The sequence below is a fragment of the Streptomyces griseoruber genome (genome assembly GCF_001514205.1).
GTDB lineage: Bacteria > Actinomycetota > Actinomycetes > Streptomycetales > Streptomycetaceae > Streptomyces > Streptomyces griseoruber.
In genome coordinates this window covers 463,068-489,292 of record NZ_KQ948766.1, presented here as the reverse complement: position 1 = coordinate 489,292, position 26,225 = coordinate 463,068, and the positions used below count along the sequence as shown (strand labels likewise).

At 71.3% G+C, this 26,225-nt stretch carries 21 protein-coding genes; 12 read left to right on the top strand and 9 right to left on the bottom strand.

The window, feature by feature from the left end:
- Positions 1-193: 193 nt before the first annotated feature.
- On the bottom strand, positions 194-1,042 hold the full coding sequence (locus tag AQJ64_RS14445) for a L,D-transpeptidase family protein (RefSeq protein ID WP_397800730.1): 849 nt from the start codon (positions 1,040-1,042) through the stop codon (positions 194-196).
- Positions 1,043-1,098: 56 nt separating this feature from the next.
- Between AQJ64_RS14445 and AQJ64_RS14440 the strand changes: the two genes are divergently transcribed.
- Both AQJ64_RS14440 and leuE read left to right on the top strand, forming a co-directional pair.
- Complete coding sequence (locus AQJ64_RS14440; protein WP_055632043.1) at positions 1,099-2,679, top strand: acyl-CoA mutase large subunit family protein; 1,581 nt, start codon at positions 1,099-1,101, stop codon at positions 2,677-2,679.
- Between the two features lie 30 nt (positions 2,680-2,709).
- Positions 2,710-3,357 carry a leucine efflux protein LeuE gene (gene leuE / locus AQJ64_RS14435; protein ID WP_055632025.1) on the top strand — a complete coding sequence of 216 codons (648 nt, stop codon included), beginning with the start codon at positions 2,710-2,712 and terminating at the stop codon, positions 3,355-3,357.
- Positions 3,358-3,456: 99 nt separating this feature from the next.
- Here the strand turns inward: leuE and AQJ64_RS14430 are convergent, their stop codons facing one another.
- Positions 3,457-4,800, bottom strand: coding sequence for an FAD-dependent monooxygenase (locus tag AQJ64_RS14430; RefSeq protein ID WP_055632024.1), 1,344 nt, complete (start codon positions 4,798-4,800; stop codon positions 3,457-3,459).
- A gap of 94 nt (positions 4,801-4,894) precedes the next feature.
- Between AQJ64_RS14430 and AQJ64_RS14425 the strand changes: the two genes are divergently transcribed.
- Positions 4,895-5,551, top strand: coding sequence for a TetR/AcrR family transcriptional regulator (locus AQJ64_RS14425; protein WP_055632023.1), 657 nt, complete (start codon positions 4,895-4,897; stop codon positions 5,549-5,551).
- Positions 5,552-5,566: 15 nt separating this feature from the next.
- Here AQJ64_RS14425 and AQJ64_RS14420 read toward each other — a convergent pair whose 3' ends face one another.
- Positions 5,567-6,709 carry an acyltransferase family protein gene (locus AQJ64_RS14420; RefSeq protein ID WP_240512485.1) on the bottom strand — a complete coding sequence of 381 codons (1,143 nt, stop codon included), beginning with the start codon at positions 6,707-6,709 and terminating at the stop codon, positions 5,567-5,569.
- A gap of 338 nt (positions 6,710-7,047) precedes the next feature.
- On the opposite strand from AQJ64_RS14420, the gene AQJ64_RS14415 reads away from it, so the two are divergent.
- The 3 genes from AQJ64_RS14415 to AQJ64_RS14405 are packed head-to-tail and all read left to right on the top strand — an operon-like array spanning position 7,048 to position 12,435.
- Positions 7,048-8,430, top strand: a complete 1,383-nt coding sequence (locus AQJ64_RS14415; protein WP_240512483.1) for a glycosyltransferase family 29 protein — start codon at positions 7,048-7,050, stop codon at positions 8,428-8,430.
- Positions 8,427-10,754, top strand: coding sequence for a glycosyltransferase (locus AQJ64_RS14410; protein WP_055632020.1), 2,328 nt, complete (start codon positions 8,427-8,429; stop codon positions 10,752-10,754). The genes AQJ64_RS14415 and AQJ64_RS14410 overlap by 4 nt, the downstream gene beginning before the upstream one ends.
- Positions 10,755-10,758: 4 nt before the next feature.
- Positions 10,759-12,435: a hypothetical protein gene (locus AQJ64_RS14405; protein WP_055632019.1), complete on the top strand. Its 1,677-nt coding sequence runs from the start codon at positions 10,759-10,761 to the stop codon at positions 12,433-12,435.
- 70 nt (positions 12,436-12,505) lie between these two features.
- Here the strand turns inward: AQJ64_RS14405 and AQJ64_RS14400 are convergent, their stop codons facing one another.
- The 5 genes from AQJ64_RS14400 to AQJ64_RS14380 all read right to left on the bottom strand — a co-directional run bounded on the left by AQJ64_RS14400 (position 12,506) and on the right by AQJ64_RS14380 (position 17,604).
- On the bottom strand, positions 12,506-13,768 hold the full coding sequence (locus tag AQJ64_RS14400) for an NAD(P)/FAD-dependent oxidoreductase (protein ID WP_240512482.1): 1,263 nt from the start codon (positions 13,766-13,768) through the stop codon (positions 12,506-12,508).
- Complete coding sequence (locus AQJ64_RS14395; RefSeq protein ID WP_079061654.1) at positions 13,765-14,190, bottom strand: GtrA family protein; 426 nt, start codon at positions 14,188-14,190, stop codon at positions 13,765-13,767. The genes AQJ64_RS14400 and AQJ64_RS14395 overlap by 4 nt, the downstream gene beginning before the upstream one ends.
- Positions 14,183-15,181: a glycosyltransferase family 2 protein gene (locus tag AQJ64_RS14390; protein WP_055632017.1), complete on the bottom strand. Its 999-nt coding sequence runs from the start codon at positions 15,179-15,181 to the stop codon at positions 14,183-14,185. The genes AQJ64_RS14395 and AQJ64_RS14390 overlap by 8 nt, the downstream gene beginning before the upstream one ends.
- 111 nt (positions 15,182-15,292) lie before the next feature.
- Complete coding sequence (locus AQJ64_RS14385; protein ID WP_055632016.1) at positions 15,293-16,618, bottom strand: polysialyltransferase family glycosyltransferase; 1,326 nt, start codon at positions 16,616-16,618, stop codon at positions 15,293-15,295.
- The gene (locus AQJ64_RS14380) at positions 16,618-17,604 is read right to left on the bottom strand and encodes a glycosyltransferase family 2 protein (protein WP_055632015.1); all 987 of its coding nucleotides are present in this window, start codon (positions 17,602-17,604) and stop codon (positions 16,618-16,620) included. Before AQJ64_RS14380 ends, AQJ64_RS14385 begins: the two co-directional genes overlap by 1 nt.
- Positions 17,605-17,801: 197 nt before the next feature.
- Here AQJ64_RS14380 and AQJ64_RS14375 point away from each other — a divergent pair, with 197 nt between their 5' ends.
- The 4 genes from AQJ64_RS14375 to AQJ64_RS14360 are packed head-to-tail and all read left to right on the top strand — an operon-like array spanning position 17,802 to position 22,493.
- Positions 17,802-19,172: a DUF6716 putative glycosyltransferase gene (locus AQJ64_RS14375; RefSeq protein ID WP_059202676.1), complete on the top strand. Its 1,371-nt coding sequence runs from the start codon at positions 17,802-17,804 to the stop codon at positions 19,170-19,172.
- A 20-nt stretch (positions 19,173-19,192) separates the two neighbouring features.
- A complete protein-coding gene (locus AQJ64_RS14370; protein WP_055631420.1) occupies positions 19,193-20,410 on the top strand; it encodes an N-acylneuraminate cytidylyltransferase in 1,218 nt (405 codons plus the stop codon).
- A gap of 13 nt (positions 20,411-20,423) precedes the next feature.
- On the top strand, positions 20,424-21,362 hold the full coding sequence (locus tag AQJ64_RS14365) for an N-acetylneuraminate synthase family protein (RefSeq protein ID WP_055631421.1): 939 nt from the start codon (positions 20,424-20,426) through the stop codon (positions 21,360-21,362).
- Between the two features lie 39 nt (positions 21,363-21,401).
- Complete coding sequence (locus AQJ64_RS14360; RefSeq protein WP_055631422.1) at positions 21,402-22,493, top strand: hypothetical protein; 1,092 nt, start codon at positions 21,402-21,404, stop codon at positions 22,491-22,493.
- A gap of 53 nt (positions 22,494-22,546) precedes the next feature.
- On the opposite strand, the gene AQJ64_RS14355 is transcribed toward AQJ64_RS14360, so the two are convergent.
- Positions 22,547-23,212 carry a class I SAM-dependent DNA methyltransferase gene (locus tag AQJ64_RS14355; RefSeq protein ID WP_055631423.1) on the bottom strand — a complete coding sequence of 222 codons (666 nt, stop codon included), beginning with the start codon at positions 23,210-23,212 and terminating at the stop codon, positions 22,547-22,549.
- A gap of 295 nt (positions 23,213-23,507) precedes the next feature.
- Here AQJ64_RS14355 and AQJ64_RS14350 point away from each other — a divergent pair, with 295 nt between their 5' ends.
- Positions 23,508-24,749 carry an amidohydrolase gene (locus tag AQJ64_RS14350; RefSeq protein ID WP_055631424.1) on the top strand — a complete coding sequence of 414 codons (1,242 nt, stop codon included), beginning with the start codon at positions 23,508-23,510 and terminating at the stop codon, positions 24,747-24,749.
- Between the two features lie 320 nt (positions 24,750-25,069).
- Positions 25,070-26,107 carry a BMP family lipoprotein gene (locus tag AQJ64_RS14345; RefSeq protein WP_079061653.1) on the top strand — a complete coding sequence of 346 codons (1,038 nt, stop codon included), beginning with the start codon at positions 25,070-25,072 and terminating at the stop codon, positions 26,105-26,107.
- The last annotated feature ends 118 nt before the right edge of the window (positions 26,108-26,225 follow it).

Sequence of the window (26,225 nt, the reverse complement as noted above, 5' to 3'; positions counted from 1 at the left end):
TTCACAATCCATGGAAATTCTTTCGCGCAGGGTGTGACGTTTTCGGGGACCGCGACGCAGTACCTAGTGAGCCGACTGGTCATCGGCCTTCGCACGGAGCCGGGGTTCCCCCCGTACCTACGGCTCGTGCACCTGGCGCGGGCGGGACACGTTCCCCCGGTCCCGCCCGCGCCCCGAACTCACCAGGACGACCTCACCAGGACACCACGACCTTGTCGCCACTGCGGACCTGGGCGAAGAGCGCCGAGACCGCCGCCTCGTCCCGTACGTTCACACAGCCGTGCGAGGCACCCGCGTAGCCCCGGGCCGCGAAGTCGGCCGAGTAGTGCACCGCCTGGCCGCCGCTGAAGAACATCGCGTAGGGCATCGGCGTGTGGTAGAGCGTCGACACATGGTCACGGGACTTCCAGTAGACCTGGAACACCCCCTCGCGGGTGGGCGTGTACTGGGAGCCGAACCGGACGGACATCGTCGACACGGTCCGTCCGTCGATCATCCAGCGCAGGGTGCGGCTCGTCTTGTCGATGCACAGCACCCGCCCGGTCAGACACCGGGAGTCGGGCGCCGCGGCGGGCTGACCGCCCATCAGATACAGCTCCCACTGCCCCGGTTCACGCGTCATCCCCACCAGCCGGTCCCAGGTGACGGTGTCCGTCGTCCCGGTCCGCGGCAGCCCGCGCTTGCCCTGGAACCCCTTCACGGCCTCCTCGGTGGACGCCTCGTACCGCCCCGTGGGCCCCTCGAAGAGCCAGGCGAGCTGCCGCAGCCGGGCCTGGAGTTCGCGTACGTCCCGCCCGGAGTCGCCGCGTCTGAACAGCACGGCCGGGGCGGGCGACGGGGTGCCGGGGGTCCGGGCCGCGCTCGGCTTGTCGTCCGGGGCGGTGCCGCCCGGCTCCGGGGTGGGGGCCGTACGGGGAACGCCGGCGTGCACCGGCGGGCGCGCCCTGCCGTCCTGGGTGTCCGGGGTCCGCACGGTACAGCCGCACAGGGTCGCCAGGGCCGCCGTGCCGGCCAGGGCGATGATCGATCTCCGCATCCGCATGCCTGAGATGTTCCCCCCGGATGACGCCGGGCGAACGGAGCGGCATGGTGGTGGGCATGGTGCGTGAGTCGGAGTCGGGACTGCCCGTCGAGCCGGTGTACGGGCCGCGGGCCCTGGACGGCTGGGACCCGGCCGAGCGGCTGGGCGAGCCGGGCCGTTACCCCTTCACCCGGGGTGTCCACCCGTCCATGTACACCGGACGCCCCTGGACGATGCGCCAGTACGCGGGCTTCGGCACGGCGGCCGAGTCCAACGCCCGCTACCGGCGGCTCATCGCCCACGGCACGACCGGCCTGTCCGTCGCCTTCGACCTGCCCACCCAGATGGGCCACGACTCCGACGCCCCGCTCGCCCGCGGCGAGGTCGGCAAGGTGGGCGTGGCCGTCGACTCGGTCGACGACATGCGGGTGCTGTTCGGCGGGATCCCGCTGGACCGGGTGTCCACGTCGATGACGATCAACGCCCCGGCCGCGCTGCTCCTGCTGCTGTACCAGCTGGTGGCGGAGGAGCAGGGTGTCGCCGCGGACCGGCTGACGGGCACGATCCAGAACGACGTGCTGAAGGAGTACATCGCCCGCGGGACGTACATCTTCCCGCCCCGGCCCTCCCTGCGCCTGACCGCCGACATCTTCCGGTACTGCCGGGCCGGGATCCCGCGGTGGAACACGATCTCGATCTCCGGCTACCACATGGCGGAGGCGGGCGCGTCCCCGGCGCAGGAGATCGCGTTCACCCTGGCGGACGGTATCGCGTACGTCCGAACGGCGGTGGCGGCGGGCATGGACGTCGACGATTTCGCCCCCCGGCTGTCCTTCTTCTTCGTGGCCCGTACGACCCTCCTGGAGGAGGTCGCGAAGTTCCGCGCCGCCCGCCGGATCTGGGCGCGGGTGATGCGGGAGGAGTTCGGGGCGCGGGATCCGAAGTCGCTGATGCTGCGCTTCCACACCCAGACCGCGGGGGTCCAGCTGACGGCCCAGCAGCCCGAGGTGAACCTGGTGCGGGTCGCCGTCCAGGGCCTGGCCGCCGTCCTGGGCGGCACCCAGTCCCTGCACACCAACTCCTTCGACGAGGCGATCGCGCTGCCCACGGACAGGAGCGCGCGGCTGGCGCTGCGGACCCAGCAGGTGCTGGCCCACGAGACGGACGTGACCGCGACGGTCGACCCCTTCGCGGGCTCGTACGCCGTCGAGAGCATGACCGACGACGTGGAGGCGGCGGCGGTCGGGCTGATGGGCCGGATCGAGGAGCTGGGCGGCGCGGTCGCGGCGATCGAGCACGGCTTCCAGAAGAACGAGATCGAGCGCAACGCCTACCGGATCGCCCGGGAGACCGACGCCGGTGAGCGGGTGGTCGTGGGCGTCAACCGCTTCCGGCTCGACGAGGAGGAGCCGTACGAGCCGCTCCGGGTGGACCCGGCCATCGAGGCCCGGCAGGCGGAGCGGCTCGCGCGACTGCGTGCCGGGCGCGACCGCACGGCGGTCGGGAACGCCCTGTCCGCCCTGCAGAAGGCGGCCGAGGGCGAGGACAACGTCCTGTACCCGATGAAGGAGGCGCTGCGGGCCCGGGCCACGGTGGGGGAGGTGTGCGGCGCCCTGCGGGAGGTGTGGGGGACGTACGTCCCGACCGACGCGTTCTGACGGCGGAACCCCCATGCGACACTCGTCCCCATGTTCGGAGTCGTCGACCTTCCCACCTATCTCGCGGGACTCGTCCTGATCGTCCTGCTTCCGGGACCCAACTCCCTGTACGTCCTCTCCGTCGCCGCCCGGCGCGGGGTGCGCGCGGGCTACACCGCCGCGGCCGGGGTGTGGTGCGGGGACACGGTGCTGATGACGCTGTCGGCGGCCGGGGTCGCCTCGCTGCTCCAGGCCAACGCCGTGCTGTTCGGCATCGTGAAGTACGCCGGCGCCGGCTATCTGACCTGGCTCGCCCTCGGGATGCTGCGGGCCGCGTGGGGGATGTGGCGGACGCGCCGGGAGCGGGTTCTCTCCGAGGGGGAGGCCGCCGTGTCCGATGAGCGTCCCTTCCGGCGGGCGCTGGTCGTCAGCCTGTTCAACCCCAAGGCGATTCTGTTCTTCGTCGCCTTCTTCGTGCAGTTCGTCTCAAGCTCGTATGCCTACCCGGCGCTGTCCTTTGTGGTGCTGGGTGCGTTCGCGCAGGTCGCGAGCGTTCTGTATCTCACCGTGCTGATATTCGGCGGGACTCGGCTGGCGGGTGCGTTCCGCCGGCGGAAGCGGGTCGCGGCGGGGGCCACCTCGGCCGCCGGGGTGCTGTTCCTCGGGTTCGCCGTGAAGCTGACCCTCGCGAGTGCCTGATGCCGGGTGCGGGGTCACCCCGCGCAGCGTGCGGCGTTGTCACGCCGAGCGACTGCGGCTGGAGCCCGTGCGGGCGCACCGGCCCGCCTCCGCGCGGGGTCAGCAGCCGACGCGTGCCCGGTACTCCGTCATGCCCGTCTCCGTCTCGCCCGCCCAGCCCACATAGCCGTCGGGGCGGACCAGGAGGACGCCCTCCTCCAGCGTGATCACCGTCCAGTCCGGGCCCCTCAGGCGGTCGAAGAGGCGTTCGCCGTCCAGCGTGCGGTCCGGCACGCGGTCGCCCGCCCGGATCCCGCCCGGCGTACGGCGGGTCTCCTCGGTCAGTGACGAGTCGCGGTAGTTCAGGCCCAGTTGGCGGGTCTTCGCACCCCGGCGTGCCTCGCCCCGGTGGATGGCGGTCGACAGGCCCAGCATGGCCGCGGCGTTCGGGCGGCGCTCCTCCTCGTAGGTGTCCAGGAGGGACTCCGGGGCCCGCCCGCCCAGCACCGCCCCCAGTTTCCAGCCCAGGTTGTAGGCGTCCTGGACGCTGGTGTTCAGGCCCTGGCCGCCGGCGGGGGAGTGGACGTGCGCCGCGTCCCCGGCGAGGAGGACACGGCCCTCGCGGAAGCGGTCGGCCAGGGCGGCGCGCGGGCGGAAGTCCGAGGACCAGCGGACCTCGGTCACGTCCCCGGGGTCGAGGTGGGTGCGGTCGGCGATCACCGCGCGGACCCCGGCCAGGGACAGCAGGGGCTCCAGGTCGGTGCCGTCCGGGAACTGCGCCACCAGCTGGAAGTCCGCCGTCCCGGCCAGCGGGCACAGTGCCAGGAAGCCCGTGCCCTCCCCGGCCGGCGGGAAGACGTGCCACCACGTCCGGTCCAGGCCCGTGATCCGTACGTCCACGACCAGCAGCGGGTCCGGGTCGACCGTCTCGCCCGTCATGCCGATGCCCAGTGCCCGGCGCACCGCCGAGCGGCCCCCGTCGGCGGCGACCGCGTACCGGGCGCGCACCGGATCGCCGGCGGCGAAGTACGCCGTGACCCCTTCGCCGTCCTGCTCGATCCGCGTCAGCTCGTGGCCGAAGGCGATCCCGCCGCCGAGTTCCGCCAGCCGTGCCCGCAGGATCTCCTGGTTGCGCCACTGCGGGACCATCCACGGGACGGTGAAGCGTGAGCCCTCCTCGCCGTCCTGCGCCGGGTCGAACATCTCGTGCTCGCCGGCCTGCTTCCCGTCCTGCCAGATCATGCCGACCGGGTAGGGGCCGCCGGCGGCGAGGATCGCGTCGAGGACGCCCAGATCCTCGTAGATCTCCAGGGTGCGCGGTTGCAGGCCCTTGCCGCGGGAACCGGGGGTGAGGGTGTCGCCGCGCTCCACCACCAGCGCGTCCACCCCGCGCCGGGCCAGGTCGATGCCGAGGGCGAGCCCGGTCGGGCCCGCGCCCACGATCAGTACGTCCGTCTGTCGCATCACCGTCTCCTTAACGCCGTTAAGCCCCGTCGCCGACGACTGTGCCCTTAACGGCGTTAAGCTGTCAACCGTTAACGGCGTTAAGCTGTCACCCGTGAGCACCGAACGAGCCGCCCGGCCCCCCCTCGACCGCAAGCGCGTCGCCGGCACCGCCCTCGCCCTGCTGAACGAGACCGGCCTGGACGGGCTGACCCTGCGCGCGATCGCCGGCGAGCTGGACGTCAAGGCGCCGGCCCTGTACTGGCACTTCAAGGACAAGCAGGCGCTGCTCGACGAGATGGCCACCGAGATGTACCGGCGGATGGTCGCCGGGATCGCCCTCGACCCCGCCGACGGCTGGCGGGAGTGGACGCGCAAGGCCAACCGCGGGCTGCGCGAGGCCCTGCTCGCCTACCGCGACGGCGCGCGCGTCTTCAGCGGCTCACGCTTCACCGGCACCGAGCACGCCCCACGGATGGAGGACACCCTGCGGCTGTTCACGGCCGCCGGGTTCGGCCTGGGCGAAGCCGTCCGCGCCTCGTCGACGGCGTACGCGTACACCATCGGGTTCGTCGTCGAGGAGCAGGGTGTGCGGCCGCTGCCCGACGAGCGGCGCGAGGGCTACGACATCGAGGAACGCGCCCGGCTGCTCGCCGACTTCCCGCTGACGGCGCGGGCGGGCGCGGAGATCTTCGCCGATTACGCGAAGCATTTCGAGGAGGGTCTGGAGATCGTCCTCGCGGGAATCGCGGCGCGGTACGGGGTTTCCTGAAAAGCGCCCCGCAATTCACCCGGAATTCACTGGCGGGGGCACTGGCGGGGTTACTCGGGGGGTCGTGAGCGCCTTCCGCAGTCGCGGCGTCACGCGTTCCTCCACCAGTTTGTTCAGCGCGTACGCCAGCAGCAGCATCGCCGCGATCGTGAGCGGGAAGGTGGCGTAGGACGGGACGCCCAGCCGGCGGTGCAGGGCCGCGACCACGACCCAGCCCAGATGCTCGTGCACCAGGTAGAACGGGTAGGTCAGCGCGCCCGCCACCGTCAGCCAGCCCCGGTTCACCCGGTCCAGCCAGCCCAGGGCGATCGCCCCGACGGCCAGGAACCCGAAGGCGACGACCGCGATGATGCCGTACGAGGTGCGGTGGGCGAAGGCGTTCGGGTCGGAGACGTTCCACAGGCTGCGGACCGCGTAGTGCTGGCCGATCAGGAAGCTCACCGCGGTGATCCCCCACGCGTAGGGGTCCCGGCGGTCGCGGTGCACCAGGTAGAGCCCGACCCCGCCGACGAAGAACGGCGCGTACTCCGGCATCAGGACGATGTCGAGCAGCGGCTGGTGCGCGCCCTGCGTGATCGCCGCCGCCAGGATCCAGCCCGCGCAGAACAGGATCACCCGGCGCCGGTTCGCCCCCGGCAGCACCACGCACAGCGCGAACAGCGCGTAGAAGCGGACCTCCGCCCACAGCGTCCAGTCCACGCCCAGCACCCGGTCCACGCCCAGCGGCTGCTGGAGCAGGGTCAGGTTCACCAGGACGTCACTGGGCGAGACGGCGTCGTAGACGACCACCGGCAGTGCGAAGACGGCCGTCACCAGCAGGACCGCCACCCAGTACGCGGGCATCAGCCGGGCCACCCGGGAGGCGAAGAACGAGCGCAGCGGGCGGCCCCAGCCGCTCATGCAGATGACGAAACCGCTGATCACGAAGAAGACCTGGACGCCCAGGCAGCCGTAGGCGAACGGCGTGTGCAGGGTCGGGAAGACCGTCGACGCGGAGGTGCCCCAGGCGCGGGTGATGTCGCCGCCCCGGCCGCCGTAGTGGTAGCAGGCCACCATCAGGGCCGCGATCAGCCGCAGGCCGTCCAGCGCGCGCAGCCGGCCGCCCCGCGGTGCCGCCTTCGGGGTGGCGACCGGCAGGCTCCCCTGTGTCGTGTTCACGACCGTCTGTGTCACGCGGGTGTCCCTAGGAATGCGGATGAGTGCCGTCTATGTGGACCCTATGGCGTCACCCGCGAAACTTCTGTTCGACAGCCTCAGCATTCGCTCCTCTGTTCCGAGGGGTTCACCTGGGCGTCGTTTTCCTTTCTTACGTTCTCCCAACCTCACCAGGTTTCAGTACGTCAATACGCTTTTCATGCGTCCAGTTCATACGTCCCGTTCCTACGTCCAGGAGAACCATGACGAGGGTCCGCAGCAGAGGGTCAGACGCCAGGCCGCACAGGCCCTCGTCAGCGCCATCCCCGGTCTCGCTCGACGACTGCCTGCGCGCCTGTTCCGTGCACAGCGGCAAGCTCGTCGGCAGCCTCGACCCGCGCCGCCAGGCGGTCGCCGAGGCGCTGCGCCAGCTCCTCGCCACCTGGGCGGTACAGGAGCAGTCCGCGCCCGCGCCCACCGCCACGAGCCTGCTGCGGCGCACCAGGGCCGCCGCGACCGGCAGCGGCGGCAACCTCAGCAACGAGGTCCTCGACGCCCTGCTCAACGTGGGCAACAAGGCCGTCGTCTGCGCCTACGACGACGAGCTGAACCTCACGGTGACGATCACCGACACCATCCTCCACCTGCGCCGGAGCTCCCGCGCCGGCTGGCGGCTGCGCGGTCGGATCCTGGAGGCCCTCGGCCTGCCCGAGGAGGCCGCCGAGGCCTACGAGCGCTACCTCGAGCTCACCAAGGAGGACGGCTTCGGCGTCCGCGCCCGCGTCGACGGCATCCACGCCGCGACCAAGGCCCGCGCCGAGCTGCTGACCCTGCTGGAGCGCACCGTCCCCGAGGCCACCCGCTTCGGCGCCGGACCCGCCACCGACGTCTGGGCCGAGGGCCTCGCCGCACACGCCGCCGGCGACCCGTCCGGCGCCGAGGCCCGGCTGGCCGGCGCGCTGCTCGCCATGGACCGCGAGGGCGCCCCCGAGGACGAGGTCCAGGAGGCCCTCGCGCACTACCTCGACCTGGCCGGCGGCCGGCGGACCCGGCCCACCCCCGAGCTGACCCGGGCCCTCGCCCTGTACGCCGACGTCCGCCGCAACCGCATGCGCGGCCCGGTCCCCGACCCCCTGTTCGGGGGCGTGCAGTGGCTCAGCCTCGGCGAGTTCCGCAACCGGATCGCCGGCAAGTCGGTCTGCCTCGTCGCCAACTCGGGCAAGGTCGGCGAGAGCGGCCTCGGCCACGACATCGATGCCTACGACCTCGTCGTGCGCTTCAACTCGTACCGCATCGACCCGGCGCACACCGGCCGCAGGACCGACGTCCACGTCACCATCCACAAGCACAACTACAACTGGGACAAGCCCGTCGACACCCGGCTCGTCCTCAGCGGCAGCTCACCGGACTGGAAGTACTCCGTCCGCAACAAGCTGATCCCCGGCGCCCAGACGTACGTCAACGACGAGTCGCTGCGCTGGCCCGTGCGCAACATCGGCGGCTGGACCACCGAGCAGTTCGCGGCCATCCCCACCTCCGGCTTCAACATGCTCTGGCTGCTCGACTTCCTCGATGTCAGCCCCACGCTCGACCTGATCGGCTTCGACTTCTACGAGAGCGGCGCCTACCGCCTCCCCGAGGCGATGAAGCTGGCCATCACCAACGTGCACGAATACGGCAGCGAGAAGACATGGGTCATGGAACGGGCCCAGAGCGTCTCCGGCATGAGGATTTCCCTGCGATGACGACCACCACCCCCGAGACCTCCGCGCCCGCCACGGACGCCAGCGCCCTCACGGGCAAGCGCCGCATCGCCTTCGCGAGCTTCGTCGACGAGAACTACCTCCCCGGCTTCCTCGTCCTGCTGCGCTCCCTCGCGCTCTCCAACCCGGAGGTCTGCGAGGACTTCCTCGTCCTCCACGACGACCTGCGCCCCGCCTCCGTCGCCGCGATCCGCGATCTGCACCCGCGCGTGCGGTTCCGCCGGGTGGACGCCGGCCACTACGACTCCTACGTCAAGGGCGACCAGGACAACTACCTGGTCCGCAAGGCGTACTTCATCCTCGACGTCTTCCGGATCCGCGACTACGACACCGTGATCACCCTGGACACCGACATGGTGGTCCTCGGCCCGGTCGACGAACTCCTGACGCTGCGCCACGGCCTCGCCGCCGTCCCGCAGTTCTTCTACGGCGACAAGACCCGCATGCTCAACAGCGGACTGCTCGTCATCCAGAAGGAGTACCTCACCGACGCGTTCTGCGCGAAGATCGACGCGATCGGCCGCGCCGGCACCTACGAGCTCGACAAGCACGACCAGGGCATCCTCAACGCCCTCCTCGACGGCGACTTCGTCGACCTCGACCCCAAGTTCAACTACGTCAAGCGCCGCCTCTCCGGCGACCTCCCCGTCCCGGACGACGTCGCGGTCCTGCACTTCACCGGCCGCCACAAGCCCTGGCAGGGCGGCGAGGCCGGCTACGGGCTCGCCCAGGAGCGCTGGGCCGACTTCGAGCTGACCGACGCCGAGTTCCACGCCGCCTACCTGGAGGCCGGCGACACCCTCCACCACGACCTGCTCGTCCACTACGGCACCCCGCACGTCGAGCGCACCGGCGACGTCGACACCGCCCGCAAGGTCGCCCTCGCCCACATCGGCGCCGGCGACTTCCAGGCCGCCGTCGACATCCTGGAGCGGGTCCACCTGCCGGTCGACGAGGCCTGGCCGCACGAGGTGTACGGCAACGCCCTGCTGAGCGTCTCCCGCTACGAGGAGGCCAAGGCACAGCTCCACCTCGCCTCCGCCGCCCCCAACCGGGCCGCCACCGCCTTCTCCCGGCTCGCCCAGATCGCCTGGGTGCACGGCGACGACACCGAGGCCCGCGCCTACGCCACCGCCGGCCTCACCGTCGACCCCACCCACCGCGCCAGCCGCATCTGGCACCAGCGCACCACCGGCATCCCGGCCCAGCCCGCCGGCCGCCCCGAGGACCAGCTCGCCCACGTCGCCTTCTACATGGACCGCCAGGGCAACGCCGGCGACAAGCTGCTCCCGGAGAGCGTCCGGCTCGGCTTCGACCGCGACACCACCTCCCGCCGCTGGCACTCCGTGCACGCCCACCGCCTCTTCGACGAGGCCGCCCTGGAGCGCGTCAACGCCCGCCGCGGCCTGGTCATCGGCGGCGGCGGCCTCTTCATCCCGGACACCATGCCCAACGGCAACAGCGCCTGGCAGTGGAACGTCCCGGACGCGATGCTCCAGGGGATCGACGTCCCGATCGCGGTCTACGCCGTCGGCTTCAACGCCTTCGACGGCCAGTCCTACCGCGCCACCCGGTTCCGCGAGTCACTGCGCCTGCTCGTCGAGAAGTCCGCCTTCTTCGGCCTGCGCAACCACGGCTCCATCGAGAAGGTCCGGGCGATGCTCCCCGCCCACCTCCACGACAAGGTCCGCTTCCAGCCCTGCCCGACCACGGTCACCCGCCAGCTCGTCGACGGCTGGCAGGACCCCGCGCGCCGCGACGACACCATCCTCGTCAACGCCGCCTACGACCGCGCGGGCCTGCGCTTCGGCCACGACTACGGCTACTTCCTCGCCCAGATGGCCAAGGCCGTCGAGGGCCTGCGCGAGCTGGCCGACGTGAGGTGCGTGGCGCACTCCCTCGACGACGAGAAGATCGCCTTCGACCTGCGCCGCGAACACGGCGTCTCGCTGCCCGTCATCCCGATGTACGACTTCGACAACGACGGCATCCGCGAGCTGTACGCGCGCACCAAGCTGGTCATCGGCATGCGCGGCCACGCCGGCATGATCCCGTTCGGCTGCGGCACCCCGATCATCAGCCTCATCTCGCACCCCAAGATGGCGTACTTCCTGCGCGACATCGACCGCCCCGAGTGGGGTGTCTCGGTGCACGACCGCAACCTCGCCGCGCTCCTCGTGGAACGCTCCCGCGACCTGCTCGCCGACCACGACCGCACGGTCGCCGACGTACACGGCCGCCAGCAGGAACTCTGGAAGGTCACCGAGGCCAACTCCGCCGACCTGCGCACGATCCTGGGCGGCTGAGCGCATGGCGACGACGACCGCCCCGGTCGACGCGCCGTCCGCCCCCCGCGCCCGCCGGTCACCCCTGTGGTGGCCGGTGGTCGCGGCCCCGGCCGCGGCGGTCGTCGTGTACACGGTCCTCACCCGGCGGCTGACGGGCGACCTCCAGTACGTGCTCGCCGCCCTGCGCCTCGGCGGCGAGGCCGGCTACTCCCCGTCCGAGGTCTTCACCCACCGCCCCTTCTTCTACCGCTGGTTCATCGCCCTGCTGGACCTGCCCACCTCCGGCGGCGTGGCCGTACGGGAGACGATCATCGAAGCCGAGGGCGCGCTCGTCGTCGCGGCGGCGGCCTTCGCCCTCCACACCGCGCTGCTGCGCCGGATCACCCCGCGCGAGGCCGCCCTCACCGCGGGCACCACCGGACTCGTCCTCGGCCTCGCCCCGCGCACCGACTTCCTCCAGCCGGAGTGGACGGCGGTGGTGCTGACCGTGTTCGGTCTCGCCGCCGCCCTCGGGATCCGCAGGGCCTGGCCCGCCGCCCTGATCGCCGCGCTGCCGCTGGGCCTCGCGGTGATGATGAAGTACTCCACCGCCTCCACCGCCGCCTTCGGCGTCCTGATCCTGTGGGCCGCCGACCGCGGCCGGGCGATCCGCGTCGCCCTGGCCGCCGTACCCGGCGCGCTCGCGCTGTTCGCACTGAGCGTCCTCGCCGGCTCGCACGAGCTCCAGTGGACGCACGACATGCCGCAGATCAACCAGTCCGCCCTCAGCCGCACCGGCATCCGGCCGGGCTTCATCCTGCACCGGTCCGTCGAGTTCCTCGCCGACCGGTCGGTCCTCACCCCGGTGCTGCTGCTCCTGCCCGGCGCGCTGCTGCTGCTCCTCACCCGCGTCCAGGGCCGCGCCCGCCGCCTCGAACTGCTGACGATCGCCGTGCTGATCGGCTTCGGCTCACTGGCCGTGGTGATCGTCCAGGGCAACTGGTTCCCGTACCACGCCGTCCAGCTCACCGTCTTCGCCGCCGCCGTCTGGGGACTCGCGGTGGGCGGTTCCCCGAGGCCCCCGTGGTGCTTCGGCACGGTGTCCCTGCTGTACGGCACCCTCCCCGCGCTCTACACCCGGCTGCCGCACGGGCTCCAGCGCCCGGCGACGATGTGGGTGCTCGGTCTCGTCGCCCTGCTCGCCGCGCTGGCCGACACCCGGCCGACGGGCCCGCCCCGGCGCTCGTCGGCCCCGCTCGCGCTCGCCGGGGTCGTCCTGCTCGCCGGACCGGTCTGGCCGAGCTCGCCGCACCTGGCCCAGTACGGCAAGGTGTCGGTGACCAACGCCCGGTTCCACGAGAACGCGGAGACCAAGCAGCAGGACGCCGACAAGCTGCGCGCACAGCTCCCGGCGGGCGCCAAGGTCCTCTACCTGGCCTTCGGCGACACGGTCTACTACGTCGACCACCCGGCCCAGTGCCGCTACCCCATCGCCACCTTCCTCCAGCGCACCCGCTTCATCCCGGACGTGGCCGACCTGAAGTCCTTCCAGGAGAACGCCGACTGCGTCGACCACGACCCGGCGCCCTACGCGATCCTGGACCGGGCCTGGTTCCGGCTCGCCCACGTCGACGCCGGTCTGCGCAGACGCGTCCAGGCGACGTACGCCTGCCCGCCGCTGGAGCCGAAGACCCCGCTGGTGGTCTGCAAGCGGAAGTGAACGGCATGAGGAAGGGCCCCGGTCGCCGACCGGGGCCCTGAGGTACCGAGGTACTTCCTCATGACCCGGATCAGCGCAGCCCGAGGGACGCGGTCACCTTCCGCGCCATCTCCACCGAGTAGCTCTGCCCCCGGTCCTGCGGATAGATCTGCGCCATCGTCGCCAGCGTGACCCGGCTCATCGGGGTCTCGTGGCCCGGGATCAGCGCCCGGTACCGCGGGGTCACCACGGGCTGGGCGAAGCCGGCCTTCGAGAAGTGCCAGTTCTTGATCCAGGCCGGGTCGAAGGCCGGGTTGATCCGCCGCAGGTACGGCACGAACGCGTTCAGCAGCTCACCGGGGTCGCCGGTGAAGCGCCAGTCCTCGCGCTCGACGTAGTTGCCGACGTAGAGGACGTGCCGGCCGCCGTAGACCGCCGGGTCGATCATCCTGGTGTGCTCGACCACCGCGAGGAACGGGAAGTCCGGCTCGTTGATGTTGAGCCAGTAGTACGGGATCACACTGCGGTCCATCTCCAGGACGAAGCAGGTGGCGCCCAGGTACTGGTTCTTCCAGACCGCGTCCTCGGCGGGCAGCCCGGCGGCCTTGGCGAAGGCCGGCTGCGGTGTGGTGACGATCAGGTGGTCGAAGCGGTACGTCGACCCGTCCGCGCACGTCACGACCGGCGTGTCGCCGTCCTGCCGGACGGTCTCGACGGCCTTGCCGAACTCGACCTTCCCGCCCCGCTCCTCGATCCCGTCCCGCAGCGCCGCGTACACCCGCTCGAACCCGCCGTCCACATAGCCGAGTTCGAAGGTCCGGCAGTGGATACGGGCCCACAGCCACGCCATCGACACCTGCTCGGCGCGGTCCCCGAACTTGCCCCGCAGCAGCGGCTCCCAGATGGCCGCCGTGGCCTTCTTCCCGGCCCGCCTGCGCAGCCAGGCGAGGGCGGTGAGGTCGTTGTACCGCTCGCCGTCGCGCACGGCCTTCAGCACCGCCGAGGAACCGGCGAAGCGCACCGCGTCGACGGGCGAGAACTCCGGGAAGCGGAGCATGTCGAACGGGGTGGTGAAGTCGATGAGCCTGCCGCCCCGGTAGATCCCGGTGGTCGGCCGGTGGAACCGCAGCGCGTCGCCGAGCCCCAGCTCCCCGATGAGCGCGATCATCGCCTTGTCGCTGCGGAAGATGTGGTGGTAGTACCGCTCCAGCGGCACCCCGCCCACCTCCAGCGAGGCGGCCAGCCCACCGAGTTCACCGGCGGCCTCCAGGATGGTCACCCGGTGCCCGGCGCGCACGGCGTCCCAGGCGGCGGTGAGGCCGGTGGCTCCGGCGCCGATGATGCCGAGGTTCACGCGAAACTCCATTTTTTGTTGAGCACGAACTGGAGCGCCAGGACCAGGGGCATCGAGCCCACCTTGACGAGGTTGGCGTTGATCCCCAGGCCGTCGGTGAGGGCGAGGAAGAGCAGGTCGGTGAGGGCGATGCCGGTCAGGCCGACGGCGTAGAAGCGCAGGAAGCGGACGAACAGGCGGTCGCGGCGCTCGAAGGTGAAGCGGGCGTTGAGGACGAAGTTGTTGGTGATGGCGAGCGTGGTGCTGATCGCGTTGGCGATCTGCTCGTCCATCCCGGCCCAGTTGTGCAGCAGCAGGAAGACGACGAGGTCGAGGGTGACCCCGCTGCCGCCGATGAGGGTGTAGCGGACCAGTTGGCGCACGGTCCCGGAGGACGCCGAGGACGCCGAGGGCGCCTGGACGCCGGCCGTGGTCTCAGTCATCGGCCCGGGAACCGCCGATCACCTCGCGCACCAGGTACAGCGGACGGCCCTGCGCCTCGCTGTAGATGCGGCCGATGTAGGTGCCGATGACCCCGAGGGACAGCATCTGCACGCCGCCCAGGAACAGCACGACGACCATCAGCATCGTCCAGCCGGAGACGGTGATGTCGGGCCGGAAGAACTTCATCGCGAGGGCGTAGAGGATGCCGACCATCGACAGGGTCAGGACGGCGAAGCCGAGCCGCGTGATCATCTTCAGTGGCACGGTGGAGAAGCTGGTCACGCCGTCGATGGCGAGCTTGGCCATCTTGCGCAGCGGGTACTTGGTCTCGCCGGCGAAGCGTTCGTCGCGGTCGAAGGCGACCTCGGTCTGCCGGTAGCCCATCGAGGCGACGATCCCGCGCACGAACCGGCTCTTCTCGCGGTACTTGCGCAGCTCGTCGGCGACCCGCCGGTCGAGGAGGCGGAAGTCGCCGGTGTCCAGCGGGATGTCGACCTCGGTGGAGGAGCGCAGCACGCGGTAGTACAGGTGCGCGGTGGTCCGCTTGAACGCGGTGTCCTGGCGGCTGCGGCGCCGGGCGTGCACGATCTCCGCGCCCTCGCGCCAGGCGTCCACCAGTTCCAGGCTGACCCGGGGCGGGTCCTGGAGGTCGGTGTCCATGACGATCACGGCGTCGCCCCGGGCGACGTCCAGGCCGGCCGTGATGGCGATCTGGTGGCCGAAGTTGCGGGCGAAGTCGACGATGCGTACCCGGACGTCCCGCTCGGCCAGCGTCCTGAGGATCGCCAGCGAGCCGTCGGCGGAGCCGTCGTTGACGTACACCATCTCGAAGTCGAGCTCGGGGCGGCCGGCGAGGGCTGCGGTCAGCTCGGTGTGGAAGGCGGCGATGCCGTCCTGCTCGTTGTAGACCGGCAGGACGTAGGAGATCAGCGGCCGGTGTTCCGGTGCCGGGGCGGCGACCGGTTGTTGGGAGAGCGCTGTTTGCAGCATTCGGGGAAGCTATGGAGCGTTGGTTAACCGCGGCCCAACTCCGCCCGTCCGAAAGCGGGCTTCCCCGTTGCTCTTCATCTTTTCGGGTTTATTTGACCGGGTGGGGGCGTATCACCGCTTGATCGCTTTCCGGAGCGCCTTCGCCCGCCGTACGACCCGACGGGCCGTGGAGTTGTGCGGAAGGAACGCCAGCCGTTCCGGGATACCGCCCGGAAGCCCCAGCGAAGTCAGCCGCTTGCGCTTGAAGTAACGCTGGGTGCGCGGGCCGAGACGGGTGCGCAGATAGTTCTCGGCCTCAGGGCGAAGACCGGAAAGGATCTGCGGCTGCATGACGAATCCGACGGCGGACAGCAGCCCGCTCAGCGTGTCGGCCGCGACGGTCTTCTCCTTGTCCTCCAGGTCCGCCAGCAGCGCGTCCGCGAGCACCACCGGCACCCGGTTGCTGTTCTGGTACGGCGTCAGCCGGTCCAGCAGCGGCCCGGTGCCGATCCGGGCCACCGGCAGGTCGTAGAACGCCGACGCGGTGAACAGCGCGGTGGAGAAGCAGCCGACGACCAGCGCGGGCCGCGCCTTCTGGAACAGCACCTCGGCGAGCACGGGGACGTCCAGCACCGTGAGGTCGACCCCGAGCTTCGCCGCCTCCGTCTCCAGGATCCGGCTGTAGCGGGCCGGGGCGGACGGATGCGGCTTGAAGACGACCGAGCGGTGCCCCTTGGCCACCGCCCCCCGCATCATCCGGACGTGCAGGTCCTCCTCCTCCCGCGCGGACATGATGTCCAGCGCGGAGAGGTACTGCCCGAGCAGCAGCGCCGGCTCGTCGGGCAGCACCGGCAGCTCCGGTACGGCGTCGGCGACCTGCCCGAGCACCTTCAGGAACGCGGCCGCCGGGACCGTGCGCGCGGGCACCTCGAACTCGGTGAGCAGCAGCGGTACGAGCCCGGGGACCAGGTCGAGATGGAGCAGCCGGCGCACCCGCGTGCCGATCAGCGGGTCGAGCTTGTTGCGGGTGGGGCCGTAGCTCATCAGGCCGTCGGCGTAGACCTCGATCGGCGCGCCCGGGAACACCTGGGCGACGGCCTGCGCCGGGTTGACCTGGATGGATTCCAGGACGATCTCCACCCGGTCCGCGCCGAGCCCCCACAGCAGCCGCAGGTACCGCTCGAACAGCGGGACGTCGTCGGGGCGCGGTGTCCAGGCGCCCGGGTGGAAGGGACTGATCGCCTCGTTCCAGGAGAGGACCTCGTCGAAGCGGTCGCGCAGGGGCGCGAAGCCCGGCATCTCGTCGAGGGCCGGGGCGGTCTCGGGGTTCGTCGCGTTGTTGCACACCAGCAGCAGCCGCCGCTCGGCCGCCGGGAAGCAGCCGGCGTCCAGGGCGGCGGCGAGGGTGGCCGCGCCGTACAGCGTGGAGGCGCAGAAGATCTGGGTCGTGGATGCCATCAGGCGGCCGCCTTCGCGCTGGTGATCTGGCGCCTGAGCCGCCGCAGCCTGGCGGAGCGCCGCAGGTCCATGGTGTCGAGAACGTCGGTGAGCAGCTCCTGCGGCATCCGCTTTATGGCCGCCGAGCTCATGGTGCGCAGCTGCTTGGCCACGGCGGGCTCGAACTTGTCGATCTCCGCGAGATGGTGGGCGATGATCGCGCAGTAGGTGCGCACCGCCTTCGGCAGCAGCCGGTCCGCCTCCCGGTCCTGCGCGGTCTCCTCGATCACCTGGTCGAAGGCGCGGATGAAGTCGAGCTGGCGGGCGTCGCCGATCTGGGTGAGGGAGGAGGCGACCCCACGGCGGTAGAAGACGCCGTGCAGGTTCAGCACCGCGAACGACTCCGCCTCCCGGTGCAGCTTCCAGATCCACGGCCGGTCCTCGGCGGTGCGCAGCCCGTGCGTGAAGTGCAGCAGCCCGCGGTCGAGGAGGCGGCGGTGGTAGGCGCCGGCCCAGGCGTAGGCGTAGTCGACGGACGTGGAGCGGTCGACCGGCAGGATCGCGTCCCGCGGGCTCAGCACCTCCTCGCGCCGCCCGAGCGGATGCCGGACGATCGTGCGGGCACGCCCGGTGGCCTGCACATGGTCCGTCCGGACGAAGTCGCAGCCCAGCGTCTCGATCGCGGTGACCAGCGCGGTCAGATACCCGCGCGCCAGCCAGTCGTCGCCGTCGAGGAACGTCAGGTACTCGCCGCCCGCCGCGTCGAGTCCGGTGTTGCGCGCGGTGGCCAGCCCCCCGTTCTCCTCATGGCGGACGTAACGCACCTGGGCGACCTCGGAAAGCTCCTCGACCGCCCGTTCGAGAATGGCCGGAGTTTCGTCCTTCGATTTGTCGTCCACCAGGACGAACTCGAAGTCCGGGCGGGCGTTGAGACGAAGGCTTCTGAGGGTGTCCGGCGCGTATTGCTGGACGTTGTAGAACGGCACGATCACCGAAAGCTTTGGCACGGCGAAATCCTAGGAGCGCCCCCGACAACGGAACTTTCCGCTGGGGGGACAAGGGGTGAACTCAATGTGTCGGAATGGTGCACCGGGCGTGCGTCACCGCTTCCGGAGAGCCAGTTCGGCCGCCGGTGGGCTGCTGTTAACTTTTCGTTGAATCGAGGTTGGGCCAACCCTGGGTTTTGCTTTCTAGCGTCATCGACGTGCCAGCAAGTACTGCGAACCCCCCACGGATTGCCGTCCTCGCGGACTCGGACACCCGATGGAAATGGGGTGCGCTGACCGCCTCCAGGATCGTGCCCGGATCCGGAAGCGGGGTGCAAGCCGACCCCGCCCTCCCGGCCCTCGACGGGTTCCTCCTGCGTGGCCGCGCCACCCCCACCCCGCGCCAGCTCGCCGAGGTGGGCGTGCGCGCCGACTCCCTGCGCGAGGTCACCGCCGTCGAGTTCCTGCGCGCCATGACGCAGACGTCGTACGACGTCCTCGTCCTCGCGCTGGTCGGCGGCGGCGTCCAGGCCGTCCTGCACGGCCTGAAGCGGGTCTGGGAGGACAGTCCGGACCGCCCCGTCGTCGTCACCGGCTATGTCGGCGTCGTCTACGAGAAGCTCGCCGACGGCCTGCTGCTGCGGCACGGCGCCGACCTCGTCCTCGCCAACTCCCGCCAGGACGCCGAGCGGTTCCGCGCGGTGTACGAGGGCGTGGGCGCCGACGCCTCCTCCGTCACCGAGGTGGCCCTGCCCTTCCTGGGCGGCGCCCCCTACTCCGGGGAGCACGACCCGGCTGCGGAGCGGCCCTACACGGTCGTCTTCGCCGCGCAGCCCTCCGTGCCGGAGAGCCGCAAGGACCGTACGTACCTGCTGAACCGGCTGGTGCAGCACGCCCGGCTGCACCCCGAGCGCGAGGTGCTGCTGAAGCTGCGCTCCAAGCCCGGCGAGCACACCACCCACATCGAGGAACTGCCGTACCAGAAGCTGGCGCAGCGGCTCGACCTGCCGCCCAACTTCCGCCTGGTGTACGGCAACATGGGCGAGGTCCTCGACCGCACCGACCTCCTGGTGACGATCAGCTCCACGGCGGCCCTGGAGTCCCTCCACCGCCGGGTCCCCACCGTCGTCCTCAGCGACCTCGGGGTGCGCGAGGCCCTCGGCAACCACCACTTCGTCGGCTCCGGCTGTCTCGCCTCCTGGGACCAGCTCGACGCCGGCCACCGGCCCACGCCCGACGAGGAATGGGTGTCCCGGCAGGGCGTGGCCGCCGGGGGTACCTCCTCTGCGGGAGGTTCGTACGCCTCCTCATGGGATGTGGCCCGCGAGCGCATCGCCAAGCTGCTCGACCGGCCCGGCGGACTGCCGCCCCTCACGCCCTACTACACGCCCGCCACCGCGCCCGGCTATCTGCCCGGGATCCTCGCCCGCCACCACCTCGGCCCCGACGGCAGCCCGCTGCCCGGCGCGCCCGCCGCCGACAGGGAGCCCGGCCCGGTCCGGCAGATCGTGCGCCGGGCGGCGCGCGGCGCCTACCGGCACGGAGTGCAGCGGGTGGCGCCCGTCATCCGGCGGATGGGGGAGCTGTGACCCTTCAAGGAGAGAAGCCGATGTCCGACTCACCAGCGGGGGTGCGCCGCATCCTCGCCGTGATCCCCGCGCGCGGCGGCTCCAAGGGAGTGCCCGCGAAGAACCTGGCTCCGGTGGGCGGTGTCCCGCTGGTGGCCCGCGCGGTCCGCGAATGCCGTGCGACCCGGCTCGTGACCGACGTGGTGGTGTCGACCGACGACCAGGCCATCGCGGCCGCGGCGCGCGAGGCGGGCGCCGAGGTCGTGCTGCGCCCGGCGGCCATCGCCGGTGACACCGCCACCTCCGAGGCGGCCGTCCTGCACGCCCTGGACGCCCACGAGGCCCTGCACGGCGCCCCGGTCGACGTCGTCCTGCTCGTGCAGTGCACCAGCCCCTTCCTGGTCCGCGAGGACGTCGACGGGGTCGCCGGGGCGGTCGCCGAGCAGGGCGCCGACACGGCGGTGACCGTCGCGCCGTTCCACGGCTTCGTCTGGCGCCACGCCGACGAGACGGCCGAGGGAGGTCACGGCGTCAACCACGACAAGTCCTTCCGCCCGCGCCGCCAGGACCGCCCCCAGGACTTCCTGGAGACCGGCGCCGCGTACGCGATGGACGCGGCCGGCTTCCGCGAGCACCGGCACCGCTTCTTCGGCCGCACGGAACTCGTGCGCACCGACCCCGCCCGGGTCCTGGAGATCGACGACCCGCACGACCTCGCGCGCGCCCGTGCCCTGGCCCCGGTCTTCGACGCGGACCTCCCGGGTGCCCTGCCCGCCTTCGACGACATCGACGCGGTCGTCCTCGACTTCGACGGCACCCAGACCGACGACCGGGTGCTGATCGACTCCGACGGACGGGAGTTCGTCTCCGTCCACCGCGGCGACGGCCTCGGCATCGCCGCCCTGCGCAGGAGCGGCCTGAAGCTGCTCATCCTCTCGACCGAACAGAACCCGGTCGTCGCCGCCCGCGCCCGGAAGCTCAGGCTCCCGGTCCTGCACGGCATCGACCGCAAGGACCTCGCACTCAAGCAGTGGTGCGAGGAACAGGGCATCGCGCCGGAGCGCGTGCTCTACGTCGGCAACGACGTCAACGACCTCCCCTGCTTCGCCCTCGTGGGCTGGCCGGTGGCGGTCGCGAGCGCCCATGACGTCGTACGCGGCGCCGCACGCGCGGTCACCACCGTCCCCGGTGGCGACGGCGCGATCCGGGAGATCGCCGGCTGGATCCTCGGACCCTCTCTCGACACCCTCACCAGGTAAGGAACGTTCCGCCATGAGCACCAACTCCCGTCTGCGCACGTTCGGTTCCCGCGAGGTCGGCCCCGGCCGCCCGGTCTACATCTGCGGCGAGATCGGCATCAACCACAACGGCGACCTCGAGAACGCCTTCAAGCTGATCGACGTGGCCGCCGAGGCCGGCTGCGACGCCGTCAAGTTCCAGAAGCGCACGCCCGAGATCTGCACCCCGCGCGACCAGTGGGACATCGAGCGCGACACCCCCTGGGGCCGGATGACGTACATCGACTACCGCCACCGCGTGGAGTTCGGCGAGGACGAGTACCGCCAGATCGACGCGTACTGCGAGGAGAAGGGGATCGACTGGTTCGCCTCCCCGTGGGACACCGAGGCCGTCGCCTTCCTGGAGAAGTTCGACGTCCCCGCCCACAAGGTGGCCTCCGCCTCCCTCACCGACGACGAGCTGCTGCGCGCCCTGCGCTCCACCGGCCGCGCGGTCATCCTCTCCACGGGCATGTCGACCCCGAAGCAGATCCGCCACGCCGTCGAGGTGCTCGGCAGCGACAACATCGTCATGTGCCACGCCACCTCGACCTACCCGGCCAAGGCCGACGAGCTCAACCTCCGCGTGATCAACACGCTGGAGAAGGAGTACCCGAACGTCCCGATCGGCTACTCCGGCCACGAGACCGGCCTGCAGACCACGCTGGCCGCCGTCGCCCTCGGCGCCGTCTTCATCGAGCGCCACATCACCCTCGACCGCGCGATGTGGGGCTCCGACCAGGCCGCCTCCGTCGAGCCGCAGGGCCTCACACGCCTCGTCCGTGACATCCGCACCATCGAGGCCTCCCTCGGCGACGGCGTCAAGAAGGTCTACGACTCCGAGCTCGGCCCCATGAAGAAGCTGCGCCGCGTCAGCGGTGTCGTCGCGGAGGCGGAGATCGCCGCGGCGGCGGGCGAGCCGGTCGCGGTCTGAGCCCCCACCACTACGGGACGGTCGTACGAGGATGAGCCGTTGAGACCCCGCGCCGGCACCGGCACCGGCAGCACCCCCCACACCCTCGCCTTCGTCGAGAGCCCGGTGCAGCTCCTGAACGTGCTCGAGTGGGCGCACACCCAGCCCCCGCCGCACGCCCAGGAGGAGTCCGGCGCGGAGCTCACCCTCGTCGTCCTGTCCCCGACCGACCCGATGACCCGCGGCCAGCTCCGGCGCATGGCCGAACTGGCCCGCGACGAGGGCCACGCGGTGCGCTGGGAGGAGGCACGCGGCGGTACGACGGCCCCCTTCCGCACGATCGGCGGGCTCGCCCCGCTGCTGCGCCGCGCCCGGCGGGTCGTCATGGGCGACCCGTTCTCCCGGTACGTCCAGCTGCTCCTCTCCATCACCAGGGCCACCGACCTCGTCGTGGTCGACGACGGCACCGCGACCATGGAGTTCGTCGGCCAGCTGGCCCGCGGCGAACGCCTGGTGCGCTGGCACCGCAAGGGCGGCCGGCCCGGCCCCCGCGACCTTCTCTTCGCGCCGGTGTCCGCCTCGGCCCGCCGCCGGCTCACCCCGTCGGCCGACACCCGGGTCGAGGTCTTCTCGGCGATGCCGGTCCAGGACGTCCCCGAGGGCGTCACCGTCACCGCCCACACCTTCACCTGGACCCGGGCCCGCTTCGGGCCGCCGCGCGTGACCAAGGGCGCGGACATGGTCGGCACCTCGCTCGTCGAGACCGGCGTGGTGGACGCCGACCGCTACCTGGAGGCCGTCCAGGCCCTCGCCCGGGCCCACGGCGCGGCCCGCTACTTCGCCCACCGCCGTGAGAGCGCGGACAAACTCCACCGGCTGGCCGTGGAGACGGGCCTGGAGGTGGTCCGCCCGGACCTCCCCCTGGAACTGATCGCCCGCCGTGGTCCGATCGGCCGTACGGTCCTCAGCTTCCCGTCCACCGTCGTCCACACCCTCCCGCTGGCGCTCTCCGGCACGGACGTGCGCGTGGCGGTCTGCGACATCGACCCCACGTGGCTGACGGAACACGCGTCACCGCGGGCACAGGGCTTCCTGTCCGGGGTGACGGGGACGGCACGGGACGTGCACCGCCTGGCCGCCGTGATGCCGTAGGCCGTCGCTCGGACGCGGGTCCGTCGTGGCCGGTCGCGCAGTTCCCCGCGCCCCTAGGGCGTTGCGGTCGCCCGGGCCAGGAGGTAGGCCCTCGGGTGTACGCGTCCTTCCTCCGGGGCCAGTACCACCCGGGCCAGCACCTCGAACCCGGCCTCCTCCAGCAACCCCGCCACCACCTCCGGATCCCGCAGCCAGTAGCGCAGTGAGATCTCGTGGCCGAAGCGTTCCGTGATGTGCAGTTTCTCGCCCCGGCCGGCCTGGAAGGCGAGCAGGAGGTGTCCGCCGGGGACCAGGACGCGGCGGAACTCCCGCAGCACTGAGGGGAGTTCGCCGTCCGGTACGTGGATCACGGAGTACAGCGCCATCAGCCCGGCGAGCGAGCGGTCCGGCAGGTCAAGACCGGTCATCGAGCCCACGTGGAACCGCAGGTGCGGATGCGCCCGCGAGGCCAGCGCCACCATGCGCGGCGACACGTCCACCCCGAACACCGGCAGCCCGAGCGCGTCCAGCCGCCGGGTCACATACCCGGGCCCGCTCCCGACGTCCGCCACCGGCTCACCGCCCCCGCGCTCCTTCACCAGGTCCGCGAAGCCGGAGAGCAGCGCTCTGTCCAGGTGCCGGTGCCCCAGCCCGTCGGGGAACTCCTCGGTGTAGGCCTCGGCTATCGCGTCGTACGAGGTGCGGGCGGCGTGCAGGAAGTCGACGTCCAGGTCGGTCATGGGCGCGCACACTACCGGCGCGTGCGGTGGGCCGTAGGAACGTCGGTCAAGGCCCCGCGGGCCGCCCGGTGAACGATTCCGGAACGTGGACACAGCAGGCGCCCCACCCGCACCTCATGGTATGGGTGAGGTTAGGAAGAGGGACGGCGCCAGATGAAAATTCGGCGAGTTTACCCACCCTCTAAGGCAACCATGCGCCGCGCGGCCAACTTTTCTTCCTCCAACAGGTTGAAGTTTTGTTGATCGGGTCAGTTGACCGCTTCGGCGTCCTACCCTTCAGAGGGTGAAGCAACTGATGTCCCGAGAGTCCGAGGCCGATCCTGCGCAGCGCCCCGCCCTGCCCGGCACGCTGCCCGAAGCCCTGCGCGTGGAGCTGGTCGCCTTCCGGCGCGACATGCACATGCACCCCGAGCTGGGCAACCAGGAGTTCCGTACGACCGCCGCGATCAAGGCACGCCTGGAGAAGGCAGGCCTCAAGCCGCGTGTCCTCACCATCGGAACGGGCCTCATCTGCGACATCGGGCTCGAGGAGGGGGAGCCGGTGTCCGGCGTGCCCATCCTCGCCCTGCGCGCCGACATCGACGCGCTGCCCATCCCGGACACCAAGACCGAGTGCGCGTACCGCTCCACGGTCCCCGACCGCGCCCACGCCTGCGGCCACGACGTGCACACCACGGTCGTCCTGGGCGCCGGCCTGGTCCTCGCCGAGCTGCACCGGCAGGGCCTGCTGCCGCGCCCCGTGCGGCTGATCTTCCAGCCGGCCGAGGAGGTGCTGCCCGGCGGCGCCGCCGACGCCATCGAGTGCGGCGCGCTGGACGGCGTCGGCCGGATCATCGCCGTGCACTGCGACCCCCGCGTCGACGCCGGGATCATCGGGCTGCGCGAGGGCGCCATCACCTCCGCCTGCGACCGGCTGGAGATCACCCTGGACGGCCCCGGCGGCCACACCGCCCGCCCCCACCTCACCACCGACCTGGTCACCGCCGCCGCCCGGGTCGTCACCGACGTGCCCGCGCTCGTCGCGCGCCGGGTCGACACCCGGGCGGGCCTCGCGGTCACCTGGGGCCGGATCGAGAGCGGCCACGCCCCGAACGTGATCCCGCAGCACGCCGAGCTGTCCGGCACGGTCCGCTCGCTGGACATCGAGGCCTGGCGGCAGGCCCCGGACATCGTCGTCGCGGCGATCGACGAGGTCGCCAACCTGCACCGCGCCAAGTCCGAGATCAACTACGTCCGGGGCGTCCCCCCGGTCGTCAACGACGGCGCGGTCGCCGCCCTGCTGCACGAGGCGATGGTCGCCCGGCGCGGCAAGGACGCCGTGGAGGGCACCGAGCAGAGCCTCGGCGGCGAGGACTTCTCCTGGTACCTGGAGCGGGTGCCGGGCGCGATGGCCCGGCTCGGCGTGCGGCCCCCGGGCGAGCGCACGGTCCGCGATCTGCACCAGGGCGACTTCGACGCCGACGAGTTTGCGATCACCGTGGGCGTGGAGCTGTTCACGGCCGCCGCCCTGCTGGACGCGGCGACGCGGGACGCCTGACAGCGGCAGGGGAGTGCGTGGGGACGAAGGGTGACCGAAAGGTTCCTCTTCGTCCCCCTGTGTCACCCGCCCGTAACTCCGAGGACGCGCTTGCAACCCAAGGTCGGCACGAATCGATAACGGGAGCGAGCAACCCCGTTCCCCTCCCCGTCTACGCGCGTTACTGTCGCCGAAATCGCCACCCGGGTACGGCTTGTTGGGGAGCCCTCCGGAACGGCGCCACCTAGGGGAAAGCGGGCCGGTCACGGCGCCGTGGGGATTTCGAAAGGGTGCTTGCTGTGCGTCTGACATCTCGGAGGAGCAGATTTTCCCAGGCAGCGGTGGCCGTCGCGGTCATCGCGCTCGCGGCCACCGGCTGCGGTGAGTCCAGTACCGGTTCCAAGACGAGCGACTCGGCTTCGTCGTCGTCCGGGAAGTACTCGGGCAAGGGCATCGGCCTCGCGTACGACATCGGCGGCAAGGGCGACCAGTCCTTCAACGACGCCGCCTACGCCGGTCTCCAGAAGGCCGAGAAGGAGTTCGGCCTCAGCGGCCGTGACGTCGAGCCGCAGGACAACGAGACCGACGCGGACAAGATCCAGCGTCTGACCCAGCTCGCCCAGGCGGGCTACAACCCGGTGATCGGCGTCGGCTTCGTCTACGGGCCGGCCGTCAAGGAGGTCGCCGCCAAGTTCCCGAACACCACCTTCGGGATCATCGACGACGAGAGCGTCACCTCGAAGAACGTCGCCGACATGGTCTTCCACGAGGAGCAGGCCTCCTACCTGGCCGGCGTCGCCGCCGCCAAGGCCTCCAAGAAGGCGCACATCGGCTTCATCGGCGGCGTGGACATCCCGCTGATCCACAAGTTCGAGGCCGGTTACGTCCAGGGCGCCAAGTCGGTCAACCCGAGCATCAAGATCGAGTCGCAGTACCTCACCGAGACGCCCCAGGAGGGTGGCTTCTCCAGTCCCGACAAGGGCAAGGACGCGGCGAGCGGTCAGATCGAGGCGGGCGCCGACGTCCTGTACGCCGCGGCCGGCCTGTCCGGTCAGGGTGTGATCAGCGAGGGCGCCGCCAAGAAGACCTGGGTCATCGGCGTCGACTCCGACCAGTACAACCAGAGCGCGCTCGCCAAGTACAAGGACTACATCCTCGGCTCGGCGCTGAAGAACGTCGGCGGCGCGGTCTACGACCTCGTGAAGTCCGTCTACCAGGGCAAGCCGCTGTCCGGCGTGGTCCGCGGCAGCCTCTCCAACGACGGGGTCGGATTCGCCGACTCCAACCCCAAGTACAAGGCGATGACGGACGTCGTGGCCGCCGTGGACAAGGCCAAGCAGGACATCATCGACGGCAAGGTCACGGTCAACACCAAGTAACGCCCCGGCGGGGCCGTTGTAACACCGGCCGCGTCCGTCTCTTACGCCCTTCGGGGCGTCCTTGCAGCCCAAGCGCCCCTTGCGTCCCGCAGGGGGCGTTCTGCTGTACGTAACCTGG

Excerpts from the sequence above, each read along its gene's own strand:
- AQJ64_RS14385 (WP_055632016.1), bottom strand. The coding sequence starts at position 16,618 with ATGGCATCCACGACCCAGATCTTCTGCGCCTCCACGCTGTACGGCGCG.
- AQJ64_RS14440 (WP_055632043.1), top strand. The coding sequence starts at position 1,099 with ATGGTGCGTGAGTCGGAGTCGGGACTGCCCGTCGAGCCGGTGTACGGG.
- AQJ64_RS14445 (WP_397800730.1), bottom strand. The coding sequence starts at position 1,042 with ATGCGGATGCGGAGATCGATCATCGCCCTGGCCGGCACGGCGGCCCTG.
- AQJ64_RS14365 (WP_055631421.1), top strand. The coding sequence starts at position 20,424 with ATGAGCACCAACTCCCGTCTGCGCACGTTCGGTTCCCGCGAGGTCGGC.
- AQJ64_RS14405 (WP_055632019.1), top strand. The coding sequence starts at position 10,759 with ATGGCGACGACGACCGCCCCGGTCGACGCGCCGTCCGCCCCCCGCGCC.
- leuE (WP_055632025.1), top strand. The coding sequence starts at position 2,710 with ATGTTCGGAGTCGTCGACCTTCCCACCTATCTCGCGGGACTCGTCCTG.
- AQJ64_RS14350 (WP_055631424.1), top strand. The coding sequence starts at position 23,508 with ATGTCCCGAGAGTCCGAGGCCGATCCTGCGCAGCGCCCCGCCCTGCCC.
- AQJ64_RS14370 (WP_055631420.1), top strand. The coding sequence starts at position 19,193 with ATGTCCGACTCACCAGCGGGGGTGCGCCGCATCCTCGCCGTGATCCCC.
- AQJ64_RS14395 (WP_079061654.1), bottom strand. The coding sequence starts at position 14,190 with ATGACTGAGACCACGGCCGGCGTCCAGGCGCCCTCGGCGTCCTCGGCG.
- AQJ64_RS14355 (WP_055631423.1), bottom strand. The coding sequence starts at position 23,212 with ATGACCGACCTGGACGTCGACTTCCTGCACGCCGCCCGCACCTCGTAC.
- AQJ64_RS14410 (WP_055632020.1), top strand. The coding sequence starts at position 8,427 with ATGACGACCACCACCCCCGAGACCTCCGCGCCCGCCACGGACGCCAGC.
- AQJ64_RS14390 (WP_055632017.1), bottom strand. The coding sequence starts at position 15,181 with ATGCTGCAAACAGCGCTCTCCCAACAACCGGTCGCCGCCCCGGCACCG.
- AQJ64_RS14430 (WP_055632024.1), bottom strand. The coding sequence starts at position 4,800 with ATGCGACAGACGGACGTACTGATCGTGGGCGCGGGCCCGACCGGGCTC.